Annotated in this window: 14 protein-coding genes; 8 read left to right on the top strand and 6 right to left on the bottom strand. The window is 69.7% G+C overall.

From position 1 onward, the window contains the following. Positions 1-6 precede the first annotated feature (6 nt). From D7Y04_RS18285 to D7Y04_RS18270, 4 genes are all read right to left on the bottom strand, one after another. Complete coding sequence (locus D7Y04_RS18285; protein ID WP_121760146.1) at positions 7-1,455, bottom strand: hypothetical protein; 1,449 nt, start codon at positions 1,453-1,455, stop codon at positions 7-9. Between the two features lie 36 nt (positions 1,456-1,491). Next, complete coding sequence (locus D7Y04_RS18280; protein ID WP_121760145.1) at positions 1,492-3,690, bottom strand: DUF4082 domain-containing protein; 2,199 nt, start codon at positions 3,688-3,690, stop codon at positions 1,492-1,494. Positions 3,691-3,798: 108 nt separating this feature from the next. Then, positions 3,799-4,536, bottom strand: coding sequence for a hypothetical protein (locus tag D7Y04_RS18275; protein ID WP_121760144.1), 738 nt, complete (start codon positions 4,534-4,536; stop codon positions 3,799-3,801). Positions 4,537-4,555: 19 nt separating this feature from the next. Continuing rightward, a complete protein-coding gene (locus D7Y04_RS18270) occupies positions 4,556-5,080 on the bottom strand; it encodes a DUF2007 domain-containing protein (protein WP_158620731.1) in 525 nt (174 codons plus the stop codon). A 217-nt stretch (positions 5,081-5,297) separates the two neighbouring features. Between D7Y04_RS18270 and D7Y04_RS18265 the strand changes: the two genes are divergently transcribed. Next, positions 5,298-6,437, top strand: coding sequence for a glycosyltransferase family 4 protein (locus D7Y04_RS18265; protein WP_147454850.1), 1,140 nt, complete (start codon positions 5,298-5,300; stop codon positions 6,435-6,437). Between the two features lie 20 nt (positions 6,438-6,457). Beyond that, positions 6,458-7,594 (top strand): glycosyltransferase family 4 protein, encoded by a 1,137-nt coding sequence (locus tag D7Y04_RS18260; RefSeq protein WP_158627541.1) that lies wholly within the window; start codon positions 6,458-6,460, stop codon positions 7,592-7,594. A gap of 617 nt (positions 7,595-8,211) precedes the next feature. Here D7Y04_RS18260 and D7Y04_RS18255 read toward each other — a convergent pair. Continuing rightward, a complete protein-coding gene (locus D7Y04_RS18255) occupies positions 8,212-9,456 on the bottom strand; it encodes a glycosyltransferase family 4 protein (protein ID WP_158627540.1) in 1,245 nt (414 codons plus the stop codon). 296 nt (positions 9,457-9,752) lie between these two features. Here D7Y04_RS18255 and D7Y04_RS18250 point away from each other — a divergent pair, with 296 nt between their 5' ends. The 6 genes from D7Y04_RS18250 to D7Y04_RS18225 all read left to right on the top strand — a co-directional run bounded on the left by D7Y04_RS18250 (position 9,753) and on the right by D7Y04_RS18225 (position 19,236). Further along, the gene (locus tag D7Y04_RS18250) at positions 9,753-11,573 is read left to right on the top strand and encodes an aminopeptidase P family protein (RefSeq protein ID WP_121760140.1); all 1,821 of its coding nucleotides are present in this window, start codon (positions 9,753-9,755) and stop codon (positions 11,571-11,573) included. A gap of 117 nt (positions 11,574-11,690) precedes the next feature. After that, entirely contained in the window at positions 11,691-12,023 is a 333-nt protein-coding gene (locus tag D7Y04_RS18245; protein ID WP_120599806.1) for a hypothetical protein, read from the top strand. A gap of 66 nt (positions 12,024-12,089) precedes the next feature. After that, complete coding sequence (locus D7Y04_RS18240) at positions 12,090-13,247, top strand: phage capsid protein (protein ID WP_233601479.1); 1,158 nt, start codon at positions 12,090-12,092, stop codon at positions 13,245-13,247. Between the two features lie 71 nt (positions 13,248-13,318). Continuing rightward, positions 13,319-13,681 carry a hypothetical protein gene (locus tag D7Y04_RS18235; RefSeq protein ID WP_147454535.1) on the top strand — a complete coding sequence of 121 codons (363 nt, stop codon included), beginning with the start codon at positions 13,319-13,321 and terminating at the stop codon, positions 13,679-13,681. A gap of 247 nt (positions 13,682-13,928) precedes the next feature. Next, on the top strand, positions 13,929-17,318 hold the full coding sequence (locus D7Y04_RS18230; protein WP_199749690.1) for a Dauer Up-regulated: 3,390 nt from the start codon (positions 13,929-13,931) through the stop codon (positions 17,316-17,318). A 307-nt stretch (positions 17,319-17,625) separates the two neighbouring features. After that, positions 17,626-19,236 (top strand): peptidoglycan-binding protein, encoded by a 1,611-nt coding sequence (locus D7Y04_RS18225; protein ID WP_121760137.1) that lies wholly within the window; start codon positions 17,626-17,628, stop codon positions 19,234-19,236. A 43-nt stretch (positions 19,237-19,279) separates the two neighbouring features. Here the strand turns inward: D7Y04_RS18225 and D7Y04_RS18220 are convergent, their stop codons facing one another. Next, entirely contained in the window at positions 19,280-19,864 is a 585-nt protein-coding gene (locus tag D7Y04_RS18220) for a TetR/AcrR family transcriptional regulator (RefSeq protein ID WP_121760136.1), read from the bottom strand. Positions 19,865-19,914: the final 50 nt, after the last annotated feature.

Here is a 19,914-nt window from a genome sequence, read left to right as displayed (position 1 = left end):
CGCGCGTCAGGGGTTGTGGCAGTTGACGAGGTTGGTGATGCCGGAGCCCTTCACGCGGTAGTCGTAGTTGTGATGGCCGGTGCCGTGGGCGGACTCGACTTCGGGCTGAGCCCTGAGCCAGGCCACGGTGGCGGCGATGTCGGCGCAGGGGGTGGGAATCGCCTGTGTGAAGCGCTGGTCCAACGCCTGCCACCGGCGGCTGCCCTCCTCGTAGCCCTTGCGCCGTGCCTCCACGAACGCCGGCGTGACGATGGTGACCTCGCGCGTGTCCGAGCCCCGGGTGCTGCCGTCCGCGAAGCGAGCCTCCACGGACAGCCGCACGGTGCGCGCGGTGGACGTGTCCAGCGTCAGCTCCGTCGTCACCTCCGCCGCGCCCGCGGGCACGGGCACCGTGGGGAAGCGCTTCTTCACCTTGCCCCGTGCATCCACCTCCACGAACGTCACCGAGGTCACCGGGGGGACGACGCTGTCGAGCCCCGATGCCTCCACTGTCAGCGAGGCCTTTGTTCCGGTGACGTATTCCTCCGGTGCTCCGCGAAGGCCGATCAACCGGAGGCCGCCCGAGTCTTCGTCCGGGAGCGTCTGCTCGCACTTCAGAGACAGCTTCACCGGGAGGGATTGTTGGAAGGCGGGCTCGTCCTTGCACGACAGCTCCGCGCGCAGCGTCACCGGCAGCGACGACTTCCCCGAGGCACAGGCCCGGGTGACGTCGCGGACGGACCACAGCGGCAGGTCGAAGGTGAAGTCCTGCCCGGTGTACGCGGAGTCCGCGGCGGGCTGGAACGTTCGGGGCAATCCCTTGCTCGGGCCGCTCAGCACCACCTTCTCCAGCCGGTCGGGGCACCGCGCGTCCAGGGTGAGCTCCGGGTGGATCCACAGCCCGGTGAAGCCGCCTCCGTCAACGAACCGCAGCTGGCCCCCCTTCACCCAGGCCTCGCTCTGGTGGCGCAGCTCGAGGCCCGGCTTCTCACGCGGCGTCCGGTGCAGTTCCCGCAGGCGCCGGGCTTCGTGCAGTTGCTGCTGGAGGAGAGACAGACGGGCGCGCTTCTCCGGGGGGAGGGGGAAGCCGGGGAACTCCTCGTCGGGGCGCGGCTCATCGCGCTTGAGGCCGATGTAGCGGCCATCCTCGCGCGTGTTCCCCACGAAGAGCAGCAGCGGCTCATCCCAGGTGGCGATGAGCGCGTCGTGCAGGTCCGTCTGGCCCAGCTTCTCGATGGGACCCCGCGCGAACGTCCGCTCCGGTGACTCGATTCGCAGGATCCGCGTGCCGGGCGTCAGCTTCGCCTGGTCGGCCGGCCTCCCTGGCTCCACCTGCGTGATGGTCACGGCCTTGCCGTCGGATTGGACGGTGAAACCGGAGGGCTCCACCGCGACGGAGAACGGCGCCGCCGCGAGGAGCCACGTGGTGGCGAACAGGGACGTCGCTGCACTCAGGAGCAGGGGAGCGGCGGGCATCCGCGAAGCATACCCGCCCTCCCATGCGTCACGTGCTCAGGGCCGGGGCGACAGCTCCAGGTTGTCGAAGTTCGTGTCCCAGCCGTTGGACGTCGTCAGCGTGAAGACCGTGCAGGGCTGCGTCCAGGTGGGCACCACATGCGTCACCTGGCCCGCCGTCAGCGGGAAGGTGAGGCTGGGCAGGTCGATGCAGCTCAGGGTGAGCGTGGCGCCCGTGTCCCACGTGAAGGCATCCAGGCCCAGGACGCGGCGCTGGCCGAAGATGGACAGGTTGGCCTGGGTGAGACCACCTCCGTTGAAGGAGATGCTCTTCGTGTCGAACCCGCCCCACGGCGACGCGATGTACCAGCGGTTGAGGCCGAAGTGGATGGGACCGTGCGGGCCGTTGAAGGTCTCGTCGGCGCCGGGGAAGGAGTCGAAGGTGACGAGGTTCGTGGACGGGCCCACGGGGATGGCCAGCGCGTGCGTGTTGTTGCCCGGCACGAAGTCCGTCTCCGAAGAGGAGATGGTGGCCTGGCTGGTGAACGTCCCGGCACTGAAGGGGATGGCCTCCACGTGGACGGTGAAGCTCGCGCCCGGCGCCAGGGTGGGGGCGCCACACTGCAGGTCACTGAAGAACCCGCAGTGCCCACCGTTCACCGGCGGAGCGTTCGCCGAGTAGAAGAAGTAGTTCAAGCCCGCGGGGATCGGGACGTCGAGCACGACGTTGGTGGCGGTCGCCGGGCCATTGTTCGTCACGGTGATGTCGTAGAAGAGCACGTCACCGTTGGCGCCAGTGCCGTCAGAGAATGACTGCGTCACGGCCAGGTCCACCGTCGCGGGACCGCTGGGCTCCGAGGGGACGAACGTCACGTCCACCCAGAAGTTGGTGTTGAGCCACGCCTCCGTGGGGAACGCGCTGCCGTTGAGGTTGCGAACGCCGTTGCCACTGGCCTCCAGGGTGGAGGGCGCGTGCAGCGGGGGCATGTCCACGCCCGCGGTGCTGAAGTAGTACGGGGTGATGGCGTAGCGCCCGCCAGTGGCGAAGTACGACACGACGTAGGTCGTGTTCGCGGTCAGGCTCACGGGCGTGGAGAAGGCCAGCTCGCGCCAGCCGAAGCCCGTCTCCGCGGGCGTCGTCTCCGTGGTGGCGAGCAGCGTGCCGGAGGCGCTCCACAGGTGGCCCACGTGCGGGCCGGTATCGGTGCTGCCCTTGTAGTAACGGACCTTCGTCACCGTGCCCGCCACGTCGGTGCGGAACTTCACGCCGACCTCCGTGGGGGTGGCGTCGGCGTTCTCGAACTGCGGGTCGCCCGTCACGCTGTTCCACAGGCTGCAGGGGTTGCAGGCCATGTTCGGGAGCGTGGTGGCGTTGATGACCGTGGAGGACGCGCTGAGGTTGCCGGCGGCGTCACGGCCGCGCACGGCGTAGTTGTACCCGGTGGAGGGCGTCAGGCCGGTGTCGCGGTAGCGCACGGTGGTGCCGGGCAGCTCCGCGATGAGCTCGTTGTTCCGGTACACCAGGTGCCAGCGGGCGTTGCCCTGCACCTCACCACTGCCGTCCACGGACGCGTACCAGGTCAGGTCGATGGCGGTGGACGAGCTGGGCAGGGCGGTGACGTTGGTGGGCGCGCGCGGCGCCGTGGTGTCATTGGCCTGGAAGGCCACGTCCACCCAGTAGTTGCTCGCGTTGAACGAGCTGGTGGGGAAGCCGCTGGCGCCGTAGCGGTAGAGGCCGTTGTTGGACGCCTCGGCGTGCAGGGGCGGCGCATCCAGCGCGGACGCGAAGCCGTTGGCCGTCACGGCGTAGTGCCCCGCGGGCGCGTGATACGAGACAACGTAGTTCGTGTCGGCGGCGATGGTGACCGGCGAGGCGAAGCGCACCTCCTGCCAGCCGGACGCCGTCTCGTTCTGGAAGGTGGCGGTGGCCATCAGCGAACCGGATGCCGTCCACAGGCTGCCGGTGTGCGTGCCCGTGTTGCCCGCGCCCTTGTAGAAGCGCACGCCCATGATCCGTCCCGGAGCGTCGCTGCGGAAGCGAACGCCCAGCTCCACCGCGCCGCTGTCGTCCGCGGCCGTCACGGCCGGAAGCGCCGTGGTGCCCAGGAGCGACCGCTCCCCGGCCAGCAGCGGCTGCTCGGCGGATGCTGCCTCCGGTGTCTCCTGGGTGGGCGGCTCCGCGGGAGCACAGCCCGCCTGAATCCAGGTGAAACCCAGCACGAATGTCGTGACCCAGCGTGATGCATGTCGAAGCACGTCGGACTCCTGGTATGAGAAAACCGACGGTGGCTTCTCATGGCGTCAACATGGAATTCAAGTGTTTCATGTGTGGTTGACATTTCTCGCGTGGCTGACGACAAAAGGTCAGGGTCCCCGAGACAATTCCGCCAGGAATTGAAACAACACCGTTAATTCATCAGGTCGTACCAGCAACCACGTGTGTCCCTGGCCGGGGACCTCGCGCGAATCCAACCTCAGCCCGGCGGCACGCCAGGATTCGAGCGCCGTCCGCCAGAGGGGCGCGCTGCCATCCCGCTCTCCGATGAATGACAGGAGGGGCATCCTCGCGTGCGCGGAGCTCCGGGGCGGATTGTATTCATCGCCGCGAGACAAGCGGGGTGCGCCCGCAATCAGCACCAACGCGCGAAAGGCGTCAGGGCGCGCGGCCCACAGCTCGAGCGCCATCTGCGCGCCCGCGCTGAATCCCAGCAGCACGGGCCGTTGTGCATCCACGCCGGGGACGCGAGCCACCTCCGGTAGCGTGCCGAGCATCATCCGGTTCGCGTCCGCGCCGCTCCAGCCCTGCACGTGCTCGCGGGGGAACGTCAGCAGCGCGTATCCCCGAGCGGCGAAGGCGTCGGCCAGGGGCTCCACCAGCGCCAGGCCATCCGTGCCCGTTGGGTGCAGCCACACCACCAGCCGGTGCGGGTGCGCCGGGGTGGCCTTTCCGGAGACGAAGAGGCGGTAGGGCAGGCCGTTCGCGGGAGCGCCTGTCCGCGCCGGCATGACAGCCACCCCGGGCGTGCGAGGCACGGGGGGCGCGGAGGCGCACGCGGTGGCCAGGGCCAGGGTCAGGGCGGCGAAGCGAACACGAGGGCCCAATGCCAGACACCTTCTGGGTTCAGTTCAGCAGGGCGTTGAGGGTGCTCGCCAGCATGAGGAGGAAAAGCGGTCCGAAGAGGAAGAGGAGGATCAGCCATGCGACGACCTTGCGCTTCCGGCCGCGCTGGACCTGAGCGCCCGAACCCTTGCGGTCCGCGCAGTCCTCACACACACCGGTGGTTGCGCCATCGCAGCTCGCGCACAGGAAGGTGCCGCACCGCTCACAGGTCCGCGTGGCGCGCTGGCCATGCACCGCGCAGTGCGCCTCCTCGGCATCGGGGTCCGGCGTCGCGGTGGGACCGGTCCCGCCGGGCTCCTCCTGCGGCACGCTCCGGAGCAATTCACGGGCGTGCTCCAGCTCCCCGGAGGGGATCAGCACCCGCAGCTCGATGAAGGCCCCGGCCACGCCCAGCATGGAGCGGTGCTGCTCGCCCTGGACGAGGCAGGGGATGCCGTTCGCTTCGAGCAGCGCCCGCACGAGCGCGGCCTCGGATTCATCGCCGCAGGTCGTGAGCAGTTGGAAGTCGCGATCGGGGATTCCCAAGAAGGGCTCCGGTGGGGCCCCTCGGGGGCCTGTAGGCATTGGATGCACACGAGTCTCGCGTAGGACGGAAGCCCCGGGCAAACGGGCCGTTCCTCCTCTGGGAGGCACCGCGCCTTCACGCTCCGCGAAGGATCTTCCACTGTCGGACATCCGCCGGGGCGCGGGCTGGGCTCGGGGGGTTGTGGGGCTGGGGCGCGTGCCTAGCTTGGCCGCGTCCATGAAGAACGAAATGCACCCGACGGCGCGCCCGACGCGCGTGGCTCACGTGATGTATGGCCTGGAGATGGGCGGACTGGAACAGCTGGTGGTCCGGCTGTCCCAGCATGGCCGCGAGCGGGGCATCGACTCCGTGGTGCTGGCCCTGGGGCCGGACGGCCCGGTGCGCGAGCTGCTCCAGCGCGCCAACGTCCCCACGGTCTGGTTGGGAGGCCTCGCCGGCATGACGCCCGCGGCCATCCGCCGACTGGCCCAGGAGGTGGACGCCTTTGGCGCGGACGTGGTCCATGGCCACGACGTGGGGCCCTGGCTCAACGCGGTCGCCACCCGGACGCTGCGTCCGCGCACGCCCGTGATGGGCACCTTCCATCAGACGGTGGAGCCGCAGGGCAAGCTGCGCCCCGCGGCCATGGCCGCCGCCATGTTCACCCAGTCCCTGGTCGCGTGCGGCAGCGAGGTGCGCGCCAGCCTGGAGCGCTGGAGCCCGAAGCTGCTCTCCAACGTGGTCACCATCGAGAACGGCGTGCCGCTGGAGGTGGCCACGGGCGAGGAGGCCCGCCGGGCCGCGCGTGAGCGTCTGGGCCTTCCCCAGGACGCCAAGGTGGTGGGCTACCTGGGCCGCCTCTCCGAGGAGAAGGGTCCGGACCTGCTGGTGGATGCCTTCCTGCGCCACTTCGCGGACGCGAAGGACACGCACCTGGTGATGATTGGCCCCGGCCCGATGGAGGCCTCGCTGCGCGCTCGTGCCGCCGCGTCTCCGCTGGCAGGACGGGTGCACTTCACGGGCGCGCTGCTGGAGGCGAGCAAGCTCCTGCCCGCGTTCGACGTCTACGTGCAGCCGTCCCGACGTGAGGGCCGCTCGCTGTCGCTGCTGGAGGCGATGGCGGTGGGGCTGCCCACGGTGTCGCACGCCATTCCGGCCATCCGCGAGGTGCACAGCGATGGTCAGACGGCGCTCCTGGTGAAGTCCGAAGACGTGGATGCGCTCGGTGGCGCGGTGAAGCGTCTGGCCCACGACGCGGAGCTGCGCTCCCGCCTGGGCGAGGCCGCGAAGCGCGAGGCACAGCGCTACTCGCTGTCCACGATGGTGGATACGTACGCGAAGCTCTATCGGGGTGCCGCGGCTCGCGCCCAGGCGTGAGCGGGCACGGAGGACCACGCGTGCCGCACTCCACCATCCTCCATGTGCGCAGCACCTGCGGCCTGTATGGCGCGGAGCGGGCGCTGCTGTCACTGGCCTCGTCCACGCCGTCGCCGTGGCGCGCGCAGGTGTGCAGCCTCGTTTCGCCCGGTCGGGTGGACGTGCTGTCGGGCGCGGCTCGGGAGCAGGGGCTGGACGCGCTGACGCTGGAGGTGCCCGGCCGCTTCAGTGCGATGGCCGTGGCGACGCTCGCCTCGGAGGTGCGCAGGCGCGGCGTGGGGGTGCTGCACGCGCATGACTACAAGTCGCTCACGCTGGGAGCCGCCGCGAGCGCGCTCGCCGGAGTGCCGCTGGTGGCCACGTACCACGGGGACACCGGCGCTACGCCCGCGCTGATCGCCTATGAGGGATTCGCGCGCGTGCTGGGCAACTGCACACGCGCGGTGGCGGCGGTGTCGCGCGAGCTGACCGCGCGCCTGCGCCGGTACGTCCACCGCTCGCCGGTGGTCTACATCCCCAACGCGCTGCCGCTCGAGGACGAGTGCACGGAGGAGGAGCGGCTCCTGGCCCGTGAGGAACTGGGGCTCGCGCCGGAGGGTTCCGTCATCGCGCTGGTCGGACGCCTTTCGGTGGAGAAGGGTCCTCAGGTGCTGCTGGACGCGATGCACCGGCTGGCCCGGACGCCTGGCGCCACGGTGCCCACGCTGCTGCTGGTGGGTGATGGCCCGCTGCGCGAGTCGCTGGAAGCGCAGGCTCAAGGGCTGCCGGTGCGCTTCCTGGGATTCCGTTCGGAGGTGCGCAGCGTGTACGCGGCGGCGGACGTGGTGGTGATGCCGTCCCTGCGCGAAGGCATGCCCCTGGTCGCGCTAGAGGCGATGGCGCTGGGAAGGCCGCTGGTGGCGTCCGGAGTAGGGGAGTTGCCCCACGTGCTGGGCACGGGGCGCGGGCTCGTGGTGCCTCCGGGCGACGCGGGCACGCTGGCCTCGGCGCTCGCGGGATTGCTCAATGCGCCCGGCTGGCGCACGCGGATGGCGCACGCGGCGCGTGAGTACGTCGTGGCCCACCACGCACCGGAGCGGATGGCGAATCGCTACATCGAGTCCCTCTACCTGCCCGCCCTGATGGACCCACGCGAAGAGCAGGTCGCGGCCGGGTAGGGCAACCGAGGCGTCACGGCCTCATTTCCCGGAAATCGCCGCGGCACCCCTCCTGTCCGAGACGGGCCAAACCTGTCCGACAGTCGGACCGGCTTTCACGGCTCGGATGGGCGGAGGCCCCCGTCGGGTTCGGCCACCCAAAACCTGTAGGACAGTCGGACAGGTTTCCAGGGTCCGGATGGGAGGAGGCCCCCGTCGGCTTCGGCTGACCAGAAGCTGTAGGACAGTCGGACCGGCTTTCACGGCTCGGATGGGCGGAGGCCCCGTCGGCTTCGGCCACCCAAAACCTGTAGGACAGTCGGACAGGTTTCCAGGGTCCGGATGGGAGGAGGCCCCCGTCGGCTTCGGCCGCCCAAAACCTGTAGGACAGTCGGACAGGTTTCCAGGGTCTGGCTGGGTGGAGGCCCCGTCTGCTTCGGCCGCTCAAAACCTGTAGGACAGTCGGACAGGTTTCCACGGCTCGGGTGGGTGGAGGCCCCCGTCGGCCGAGGCCTCCGAGAACGTGTCCGACAGTCGGACAGGTTTGTGCCGTGCTCTCCCGGCGGGCGAGCCCCTCGCGGAACCCATGTCCGCGGGCCTGGACGTGCGGTGGCGGCCCACCGCACCGGGCCGGAGGCTCAGTTGGCTTCCGCTCCGGAGAGCTTCTTCCCTTCGCCGCTCACGGACACCGCGTTCAGGTAGAGCTCGCCCAGCCCGGCCCCGATGCCGTCCCACGCGAAGGACTCCGCCATGCGCCGGGCGTTCTGCGCCAGCCGGCTGCAGAGGTCCGGATCCTTGCGCAGCCGGCGCAGCGCGATGGCGAACTCCTCGGGGGACTCCGCCAGGAGGACGTGCTGCCCCTCCACCACCGGCAACCCCTCCACCGCCAGGCGCGTGGCCACCACGGGCACGCCCGCCGCCGCGGCCTCCAGCACCTTCAGGCGCGTCCCGCTGCCCGCTCGCAGCGGAATGGCCGTCGCCAACGCGCGCGCCAGGTACGGCGCTACCGACGGCACCGAGCCCGTCACCACCAGCCGCTCGTTCTCCAGGGCTCGAACGGACGCGGGCGGACTTCGGCCCACCACCATCAGCTTGCTGGTCGACAGCTCCGACGACACCAGCGGCCACACCTCGCGCGCCAGCAGCAGCACCGCGTCTTCATTGGGCCACCAGTCCATGGAGCCCACGAAGACCAGGTCGTCGCCCTTGCTCTCGCGTGGCTCGAAGTCCGGCAGCTTCACGCCGTTGGGCACCACCTGCACCCGCTTCGCTCCCATGGCGCGCAGCTGCTCCGCGTCCACGGACGAACACGCCAGCACGGTGTCCGCCTGACTCACGCACTCTCGCTCCAACCGCTCCACCCGCTTGAACTGCCAGTTCAGGAATGGACGCATCGGCGGCGGGCTCAGCGGCGCCATCCGCGCGAGCAGCTGGCTCTCCACGTTGTGCTCGTCGATGACCAGGTGCGCGGACGGGTTGAGCTGCCGCGCCAGCGGCAATAGCTGCGCCATGTGCAGGTGGTCGAAGTGGATGATGTCGAAGGGGCCTCGCTCCGCCAGCACCCGGCGCAAGGCGTCCTGCACGCCCTGGCGCGCGAAGCGGACGTAGGTGAGCGGCGTGCCCCGCAGGAAGGCCCTCGTGCTGTTCAACGTCTCCTCGGGGGCCACGCGCGGCAGGTCCACCAGGTGCAGCCTCGATGCCGGCACGCCCAGCTCTCCCAGCCAGCGCTTGAAGCCCTCGGCGTCGTTGCCCGTCCGGTGCACCGCGAACACGTCCAACGTGAAGCGCGAGGCAAGGGCACGCACCAGCTCGAGTGTGCGCAGGGTGCCGCCCGTATCCGAAGGCAGCGGAACATAGGGAAGGATGGCGAGTACGCGTCGCACGGTGGGAATCCAGGCCTGCTTCAGGAGACGGGTGAAGCCCGGCCGCGTGCTCCTCACCACGGCCACCGGCTTGGTAAGCACCCTCGTTCCATGGGCCCAGGTCCACGCGGCGCTTTCCCGTCAATGGACAACACATCGTCCATCCGCGACGTAACGGGATGCTGCATCGCGTCTTCCGAGCAACAGCCGTATTCCCGGCGGTCTTGACCCGGCGGGTGTGCCCCTGCCCGTGAGGGGCCTCGAAAAGGCGCGCTGTTTCCGGCATGAGGACGCACGGCGCAACGACGGAGGAAGCCATGGGCCTTGAGCAGACGCAGGGGGCCGCGGCGCGCGAGCGAATCGCGCGGGTGCGGCAGGTGATGCGGGAGCGTGGTGTGGCGGCGGTCTGGGTCCCGACGAGCGACCCGCACCTGTCCACCTACGTGCCGGCCCGCTGGAAGGGGCGGGAGTGGGCGTCTGGCTTCACCGGCTCGCTGGCCACGCTGGTGGTGACGGCGGATTACGCCGGCCTCTGGGTGGACAGCCGCTATTGGGATCAGGCGGACGCCCAGTTGAAGGGCAGCGGCATCGCGACGGTGCGGACGACGAATGCGCCCGGGCAGTCACACCTGGACTGGCTGGCCGCGAACGTGCCGCCGGGGCAGACGGTGGCGGTGGATGGGGCGGTGCTGGGCCTGGGCGTGGCGCGCTCGGCGGCCTCGCAGCTGTCCGCGGCGGGGTTGGTGCTGCGCACGGACCTGGACGTGGTGGCGGAGGCGTGGGCGGACCGGCCGCCCCTTCCCTCCGCGCCTGTGTTCGCCCACGCGCTGTCACCCGTGCCGCGGACCGACAAGCTGCGGGCCGTGCGCGCGGAGATGGGCGTGCTGGGCGCGACGCATCACTTCATCTCCACGCTGGATGACGTCGCGTGGCTGATGAACCTGCGCGGCGCGGATGTGGATCACCTCCCGCTGTTCCTCGCGCACCTGCTGGTGGATCCCAGTGGGGCCCGGCTGTTCATCGGGGAGGGGAAGGTGCCGGACGCGCTGCGAACGGCGCTGGAGGCGGATGGCATCACCCTCCATCCGTATGGCGAAGCGGCCCGCGCGCTGGGGGCGTTGGCGGACGGGGCGCGGCTCCTGGTGGACCCCCGGCGCATCACCCACGGCCTGCGGCAGGCGGTGCCCAAGGGCGTGACCGTGGTGGAGGGGCTCAACCCGTCCACCGTGGCCAAGTCGCGCAAGACGGACGCGGAGCTCGCGCACTTCCGCGACGCCATGGAGCAGGACGGCGCGGCGCTGTGCGCGTTCTTCGCCTGGTTCGAGTCCGCCCTGGGCCGCGAGCCCATCACCGAGCTGACGGTGGATGAGCGTCTCTCCGCGGAACGGGCGCGGCGCCCGGGCTTCGTCTCGCTCAGCTTCTCCACCATCGCCGCGTACAACGCGAACGCCGCCATGCCGCACTACCGGGCCACGGAGGCCTCGCACGCGACGGTGTGCCTGCCAGGGCAGAAGCCGCAGGGGCTGCTGCTCATCGACTCCGGCGGCCAGTACCTGTCCGGCACCACGGACATCACCCGCGTGGTCCCCGTGGGCGAGCCCACACCCGAGCAGCGGCGCGACTTCACGCTCGTGCTGCGCGGGAACATCAACCTGTCCCGTGCCCGCTTCCCCCGGGGGACCCGCTCCCCGAACCTGGACGCGCTGGCGCGCGCGCCGCTGTGGGCGGAGGGGCTGGACTACGGCCACGGCACGGGCCACGGCGTGGGCTTCTTCCTCAACGTCCACGAGGGGCCGCACGGCTTCTCTCCGACCCTGCCCAATGACCTCACCACGGCGATGGAGCCGGGGATGGTCACCTCCAACGAGCCCGGCCTCTACCGTCCGGGCCGCTGGGGCATCCGCATCGAGAACCTCATCGCCGCCGTGCCGGACCGCAAGACGGAGTTCGGTGACTTCCTGCGCTTCGAGACACTGAGCCTCTGCCCCATCGACACGCGGCTGGTGGACCCGGCCCTGCTGTCCCGCGAGGAGGTGGATTGGCTCAATGCCTATCACTCCACCGTGCGCGAACGGCTCCAGCCCCACGTCGAAGGCGCGGCGCGCGACTGGCTGCTCCAGCGCACCCAGCCGCTCTGAACCGCACTGCTCGCGGCCTGACGGAAAGGCAGACGCGTCACTGGACGCGTCGCGCTGAAGGCGCGCAAGCTGAGCTGAGCGGGGGGCCGGCTCCGCATGTGATGGGAAGGACTTCGCATGCGACTGACTCGAGTGCTGTTCCCCCTCCTGGCGATTCTCCCCCTCCTTGCCTGTGGAGACAGCAATGGCGGCGTGGGGGAGAGCTGCGGTGAGGACGGCTGTGATTCCGGCCTCTCCTGCCGGAGGGACTTCCCCGGCACCTTCTGCGCGCAGGACTGCACCGCGGAAGGGGAGGGCGGAGGCTGTCCGTCCGGCACGCTGTGCACGCGCCAGTTCTTCGACACACTGATGTGCTCGCCCGTCTGTGACGCCGAGTCCGACTGCCGGGACAGCTACGCCTGCAACGGCGTCAGCAACACGAACCTCAAGGCCTGCCAGGTCAAGCTGTAGACGCGAAAGTGGTTTTACCGCTCTAACTCTTGATCCATGAAATCCATGAAGTGCAGGCTCGCGGGCATGAACGCTCCCCCTCGCGGTCTGATGATGTGGATGTTGCTGACGGCTTCGCTCGGTGCCTGCGCGCCGGAGGAGGCCGTCGAGGACTCCCTGTCCGTGGCCCGGGTGGAGGCAGAGCTCCCGGCCGGCGGTTGGCGGGTGCTGATGCCAGGAGGCGGTGGGCCCATCCGGGGCATCACCCGCCGCGCGGATGGCGTGCTCATTGGCGGCGCCAGCTGGGGCCACGGCATCGACGTGTGGACGAGCACCAACGGGGGCGCGAGCTGGGCGCTGCACGGCTCCGTCGCCAACAACCCGAACGTGGAGTTCGGCGACGTCACGATGCGCGCCATCCCCGGCACGCGCACCATCTTCTGTGCCTTCCGCGAGTACTCCGGCGGCCAGTGGCGCGTCACCATCACCCGCAGCGACAACGACGGTGACAGCTGGGTCTACGACAGCACCGTCGTCGGCCCCACGACGCGCTTCGTGGGCGCGCCCTTCCTCTTCCAGCGCGGCAACGGCGACCTGCAGGTCTATTACGATTCCGAGCTGCTGGCCGCGCAGGGCGGTTTCCCCGGCCACCAGTGGATCGCCATGCAGGGACGGCAGGGCACCACCGGCGCCTGGAACGCGTACGGCACCGTGACGGTGTCGCGCGACAAGCGGGCCGGCGCGCTCAGCCGCGAGGGCATGCCCACGGTGGTGCAGCTCGCCGGAGACCGCATCATGGCCGTCGTGGAGGGCGTGGAGGGCTTCTCCACGGGCGGCGCCCGCGCCAACGTCATCAATGCCGTGCAGTCCTGGGACGGCGGCCGCACCTGGGACGACTCGCTGCGCCGCACCGTGTATGCGTCGCGCATCGACCCGGGCTCCGGCCGCCGCTACAACGCCTATGTCCCCTATGCCATCCGCGTGGGCAACGGCCCCGTGGGGGTCGCGTTCTGCACCGACGAGGACAAGGCCGGTCCGCCCGACCTCTCCAGCGCCCCGGTGGATCAACGCAGCTGCCACGTGGGCTTCGTGCTGACCACGACCAACTTCGAGACCTGGTCCGCCCCCAGCCCCCTCTGGACGGGCACCTCCCGCAACTACACCCCCGGCCTCTTCGAGCGCGCTCCCAACGACGTCATCGCCATCATCGACGGACTGGGCACCCAGCGCGTCCTGGTGCGCTAGCCGGCCCGGGCGGACAGTGTCCGCTGGCGGGGAATGGTCAGGAACCCCGGACATGGGCTGGATTGAGGCCCATGTCCAAGTCCCCTCCGTCTCGCCGCTGGATGCTGGCCGCGTTCCTCGTCTGGCTCCCCGGGTTCGTGCACGTCTTCCCGTTCCTGGGCGTCTACATGCTGATGTTCAACAAGGCCTACGCCCTGGCGATGTTCGTCGGCTTCGCCCTCACCGGGCTCGCCCTGGGTCTCATCCAGGCGCTCACGCGCGGTCTCAGGGCGCTGTGGGTCACCCCGGCGTCCTTCGTCGTGGGGTGGACGCCGTTGCCGGTGCTCATGTCCATGGACGCCCCCTTCGGCGTCGCGTGGGTGCTGACCCTGTTCACCTCCGCCGGGTGCGTGGGCCTGGGCCAGTGGATGCTCCGCTCCGACGCTCCGGCCTGAATCACCCTGGAGGGCATGACGCGGCCGGACAGGAGCGGGGGCTCCTCGTGGAAATTACATAGCGTCCGCTATGCCTTCATGCGTCATGCGGGGCCCGCGCGATCCATGTAACCCGCAGAGCGACACTGGCGTATCGCCTGCATCGCTCCGGGATTCACGCGATTGCGGAGAGTCAGGCAACATTCGCCGCGAAATGTAGAGAATCCCAGGGACTTTCTCGATTCTCGAAAACGTAGGAGCTCCGCCCATGACCACCCCCATTGATGGTTCCGCCGCCGCCGCTGCCCGTGCCGCCGCCGAAGCCGCCGCGCGCGCCGCCGCCGAGGCCGCTGCCCGCGCCGCCGCCGCCGCGAAGGCCGCCGCTGACGCCGCCGCGAAGGCCGCCGCCGAGCAGGCCGCGAAGCAGACGCAGCAGCAGACGAAGCAGCCCACGGTGAAGCTCTTCAATGACGGGTTCTCCTCGGGCGGCGCGCAGAACAACCGCGGCGGGGTGAACCGGCTGACGGGCGAGACGACCAACCCGTTCGCCACGCCGCTGGGCACCAGTGGCGCCCATGCGCGTCCCCTCACCGGCCCGGTGCCGGGCAATGCCAACGGCGCGGTCCCTGCGCGGGCCGACGTCAACGGCGCCGCTCCGGCGGGGGAGACGCAGCCGCCCCACGCGGAGGCGCTGCCGGACAAGCCGGAGGACCTGCCCAAGCTCTTCCCGGAGCTGAAGGACAAGAGCAAGGAGGACCTGAAGAAGGCCTACGACTCGCTCAACAAGCTGGGCACCGGCAGCTTCTCCGAGAAGGCCACCGCCCTGGGCGAGCTGGCCTCGCAGTTCCCGGAGACGGTCCCCAACGCCCTGGAGCGCATGGGCATCAAGGACGACAAGCTGGCGAAGCTGGCCACCAACTCGGACGCGCTCACCTCGCTGGGCAAGCTGACGGACCCCAAGGCGACCAAGACGGACAAGGCGCAGGCGGCCCTCACCCTGGCGAAGGCCGCTGGCGACATCTTCGCGCCCGAGGACCTGAAGGGCGTGCTGGACACCGCGCTCAAGGGGCTGCCCGCGGCGGAGAAGCTGGTGGGCGCCATTGGCAAGTGGACGGACCCCAACGCCTCCGCCACCGACAAGGCCACCGCCACGCTGGAGCTGGGCAAGGCGCTCAAGGACTTCGCCGGGGACAAGTTCCCCGCGCTCGCCAATGACCTGCGCAAGCTGGACGGGTCGCTGCGCGCCGCGGGCGCCGCCATCACCCTGGCGGACCCCAACGCGTCCACGCAGGACAAGGCGCTCGCCGCCGCGCAGCTCTTGGCGGAGGTGCCCGACCTCAAGAAGGACCTCAAGGCCTTCGCGGACGTCCTCAAGAACGCGGGCGTGAAGAACGCGACGGACGTGGCGCAGCAGGGCTCCCAGCTGGCCAACGTGAAGGTGAAGGGCCTGGATCCGCAGCTCGCGTCCAAGCTCACGCCGGATCAGCTGAAGAAGCTGGAGTCCGCCGCCACCAAGCTGGGCGGTCCGGAGTCGATGGAGGCCGCGCTCAAGGGCATCACCGACCCCAAGGCCCTGGACAACCTGGTGGGCCAGCTGGGCAAGGTGGACGCCGAGGCCGGCAAGAAGCTGGTGAGCGCCCTGGGCGGCATGGAGCACAAGGTCCTCAACGAGGTCCTGTCGGATCCGAAGACCACGGAGCAGTTCGCGAAGCTCGCGGGCAAGCTGGACGGCGACGCGGCGAAGATCGTGTCCAAGCTGGTGACGGACATGGACTCCGGCGCCGTGAAGGCGCTGCTCAAGCTCACGGACGGCCTGGGCGCGGACGCGCTCAACACCACCGTGAAGGGCCTGGGCCCGCTGCTGGACAAGGCGGGCAGCAAGCTCGTGGGCCAGGGCCTGAAGGTGATGGAGAAGGTGCTGGGCAAGATCGGCGTGGAGATCACCGCCGACGTGGCCGGCAAGGTCTTCAAGAACCTGGCGAAGGTCGTCCCGGTGGCGGGCGCGCTGCCCAACGCCATCGACGCGGTGAAGTACGAGAAGGAATCCCTGGAGCTGCACGGCAAGAACAACGACCTGGGCTACTTCGCGCACACCGCCGCGGCGCTGAACGTCGCGGACGGGGCCCTGGGCATCGCCCTGGACCTCACCGGCGTGGGCGTGGCCGTGGACGTGGGCGCCAGCGTGCTGCTGGGCGCCGCCGAGCTGGCGATGGACATCGGCTTCACCCAGGAGAAGGCCAAGTACGAGGCCGACCCCGAGGGCTACAAGGCTCCGGACTGGATGAAGGCCGTGAACCTGGCGGGCGCCGCCGCGCAGGGCCCCGCGGGCCTGGCGCACATGGCCGCGTACTACGGGCCGGAAGGCACCGCGCAGCTGATCCAATGGGGCGTGGAGAAGGCCGCCAAGGGCGCCGTGAAGGCCGCCGAGTTCGTGGGCGTGTCCCAGGCGGAGCTGGCCGGCGAGGGCCTCAAGGGCGCCGCGAAGGTCATCCACAAGCTGGCGGACGTGGTGCGCAACCCGTCCAAGTACGGCGAGGCCGCGGTGAAGGCCGCCACGGAGGCCTTCAACACCGCCATCGAGAAGGGTGGCGAGCTGGCGAAGGAGGCCAAGGAGGTCCTCGACGGCGTCATCGACGGCGCGAAGAAGCTGGGCGAGAAGGGCCTGGAGACGCTCAAGTACATCGCCCAGAACCCGGGCGAGGCCGCGAAGAAGGCGCTCGACGGCATCAAGAGCGTGGTGGACTCCGGCCTGGACCTGGCCACGGACGCCGGCAAGGCGCTCTACAAGCAGGCCGTCTCCACGCTGAATGACCTGAAGGCCGGCTACGACAAGCTCACCGGCGCCGCGAAGGAGAAGGCCAAGGAGCTCATCGACGGGGCGACGACGCTCGTCTCCAACACGGTGAACAAGGCCAAGGAGCTGGGTGAGAAGGGCCTGGAGCTGTTGGCCTGGACCGCGCAGAACCCGGGCGAGGCCGCGGCCAAGGCGAAGGAGGCCATTGGCGACGCCCTGGCCAAGGGCGGCGAGCTGGCCAAGAAGGCCTGGGAGTCCGTGAAGGACCTGGGCGCCGCGGGCGCCGAACTGGCGGAGGGCCTGGTGAAGGGCCTGGCCAACGCGGGCGAGAAGGCCGTGGAGACGCTCAAGTACATCGCGGAGAACCCCGGCGAGGCCCTCTCCAAGGCCGGTGAGTGGGTGGGCAGCACGCTGTCGAGCATGGCGCGCAAGGGCGGCGAGCTGGCCACCAAGGCGGCGGGGGCCATCAAGGACTTCGTCGACAACCGCGTGTCGTGGGCCAAGGACTTCGCCAAGGACCTGCTCAAGGACGGCGTGGAGTCTTTCAAGAACGTTGCCAAGGCCTGGAAGGACAACCTCACGGAGGGCGGCAAGGAGCTGCTCGTCGCCGTGGCGGACCTGGGCGACGCGGGCGTGGACGCGCTCAAGGACCTGGCTGGCGCGGGCGGTCAGTTGGCGGAGGCCGCCATCGGCCACCTGGGCAATCTGGCGAAGGACGGCGTCGAGGCCGCCAAGGACGCGCTCGGAGTGCTCGCGGACCTGGGCGGAGAGATCGGCGACCTGGCCGGGGACGTGGCCGGCAAGGTGAAGGACTTCTTCGACGACCTCATCCCGGACGACATCCCCGGCATCCCGGGCATCTAACCCACCGCGTCACAGGCCTGTAGCGCCGCACGGGGTCTGTTCCTTCACGGGAACAGGCCCCGTTCGCGTTCGTGGTGTGTGATTGAAGTTTTACACCAATCACCGTGGGTCAACGACTGTGAAGCAAGACGGACCCGGGGTGTCGCCGTTGCCCGTTCGTGACAAGCCATGCAACCCAGACAACTTTGAGCGGAAAATTACGTACTGGTTAAACTGTGAGATCTTTATTTCCAGATCTCACGCAACTCACAGGGAGGGGTCTGGATAATCGGGGCAGGAATCACAGCCTCCAACGAGGAATCCCCGAATGAGCCTCTCCGCGACGACGTCCCAGCGCACGAACTCTGTCTTCTCGAATCGTTCCCAGGCTGTGACGACGAGCTCGGTTCGCAACAGCTCGAACCCCAACGCCATCCTGTCCCAGTACCAGCCCACGGGCGCCTCCGCGCGTACGGCGCGGCAGGACGGGCTGCAGCCGGGCGTGGCCGCGTCGACGAAGATGGCGCAGACGGACCTGGCGCGCCTGCAGCAGTACAAGGGCAACATCGAGGCGGCGGCGGCGAAGCACGGCCTGCCCCCCGCGCTGCTGGCGGCCATCGCGAGCCGTGAGTCGCGCGCGGGCGCGGCGTTGGATCGCACGGGCCACGGCGACGGCGGCAACGGCTTTGGCGTGATGCAGGTGGATCACCGCTACCACACGACCAAGGGCGGCCCCACCAGCGCGGAGCACATCGACCAGGCGGCGGGCATCCTCAAGGGCTACGTCAACGACATGAAGAAGGCGCACCCGGACTGGTCCGAGGCGCAGCAGCTTCGTGGCGCGGTGGCCGCGTACAACTCCGGCCCGGGCAACGTCCGCACCCTGGCGGGCATGGACGTGGGCACCACGGGCAATGACTACTCCAACGACGTGTGGGCGCGCGCGCAGGCGCTGGCGCCGCACTTCGGCGGTGCCGCGACGCCCGGCGCCACCAACACGAACACCAACACCCCCACGCGTCCGTCGCAGACCGCCGACACCTTCGAGCCCGCGAGCACCCAGCAGAAGCCGGGGGCGAAGACGTGGACCCCCGCGCCCTCGATGGACCAGGTGAAGGTGCGTGGCAACAACCTGCGCGAGGGCATGCAGGGCCCGGCGGTGAAGCAGCTCCAGGAAATGCTGGGCGTCCCGGCGGACGGCAAGTTTGGCCCCGTCACCAAGAAGGCCGTGGAGGACTTCCAGCGGGCGAACGGCGTGAAGGCGGGCAGCAACGCGGGCCAGGTCGGCCCCGACACGCTCAAGGCGCTGCAGGGCAACCGCCCCGGCACCACGAACAACACCCAGGGCACGAACAACACCCAGGGCACGAACAACACCCAGGGCACGAACAACACCCAGGGCACGAACAACAACGGCGCGGTGCTGGGCAACGGCGTCCGCATCGACACCAACAACGCCACGCTGAAGAAGCTGGCCACGTCCCGCCTGAACAACGGCCAGACGGGCTACTGCGTGCGCACCACGCTGGACAACATGACCCGGCTGGGCATCCCGAACACGCCGGCGGCGACGGGCAATGACCCGAACAACCCCCGCGGCGGCATGGCGCAGATGCTGCGCAACGGCTGGGAGTCCATCCCGTTCCCGGGTGCCCAGCAGAAGGCCATCAAGAGCCCGTACGGCAACGCCACCGCGAACGTCGTGACCGCGGACCAGTACCGCAAGCTCGTCGCGGACGGGAAGGTGCCGGACGGCGCCATCATCTTCCAGTCGCGCCACGGCTGGGACTACAGCGGCGGCTCCAAGGGCAACGACATGGGCATCGTGCGCAACGGCGGCAAGACGACCCACAACTACCAGGACATGAACTCCATCATCTATTCGGACTGCAAGGAGGTCGTCATCCTGGTCCCGAAGGGCGCCATCCAGCGCGACTGATGATGGCCTGATGAGACGGGGAGGGGGCTGAGGCTGAAAAGCTTCACGCCCCCTCTTTCGTCAGCAGCTCTGCGCCCAGCTTCTTTGCCGCGTCCAGGAACTCGTCTCCCAGCTTCGTGCCGCGGACGGCGCGCGCCAGTGACAGCGCGCCGTACATGAGCGCGATGGCGGCCAGCGCCTTCTCCCGGCGCCGCGCCCCAGCGGGCAGCAGCTCTGCGTACGACTGGACGAACTCCTGCAGCTCCGCCTCCAGCGCGCCCCGGTAGGGCTCCCCCGCGCGCGACACCTCCGAGGTGATGCTGGGCAGCGGGCAGGTGGGCGTGACGCCGTCGCGGTGCTTGCGCGACAGGTAGCGCACCAACACCTTGAGCGCGGGCGCTTCCGGCGCGTCCTCCTTCGCCTTGCGCAGGAGCGCGTTCCACGTCGTGCGAGCGGTCGCCCGGAGGGTCTCCGTGAAGAGGTGCTCCTTCGAGTCGAAGTGACCGTAGAAGCCACCCACGGTGAGCCCCGCCCCCTTCATCACGTCCATGATGGAGCTGGCCTGGATGCCTCGCTCCAGCAGCAGCGTGGCGGCGGACGCGAGGATGGCGTCATGCGACTTCTGCTTCTGCTCCGTCTTCTGCGTCATGATGGATGACGGCAGTAATCTTGCCGCCATCCACCGTCAAGATGGCGCTC

The organism is Corallococcus sp. AB038B, assembly GCF_003668955.1.
Lineage (GTDB): Bacteria > Myxococcota > Myxococcia > Myxococcales > Myxococcaceae > Corallococcus > Corallococcus exiguus.
The sequence above is the reverse complement of the archived record's forward strand: the minus strand, read 5'-3'. Positions and strand labels throughout refer to the sequence as shown.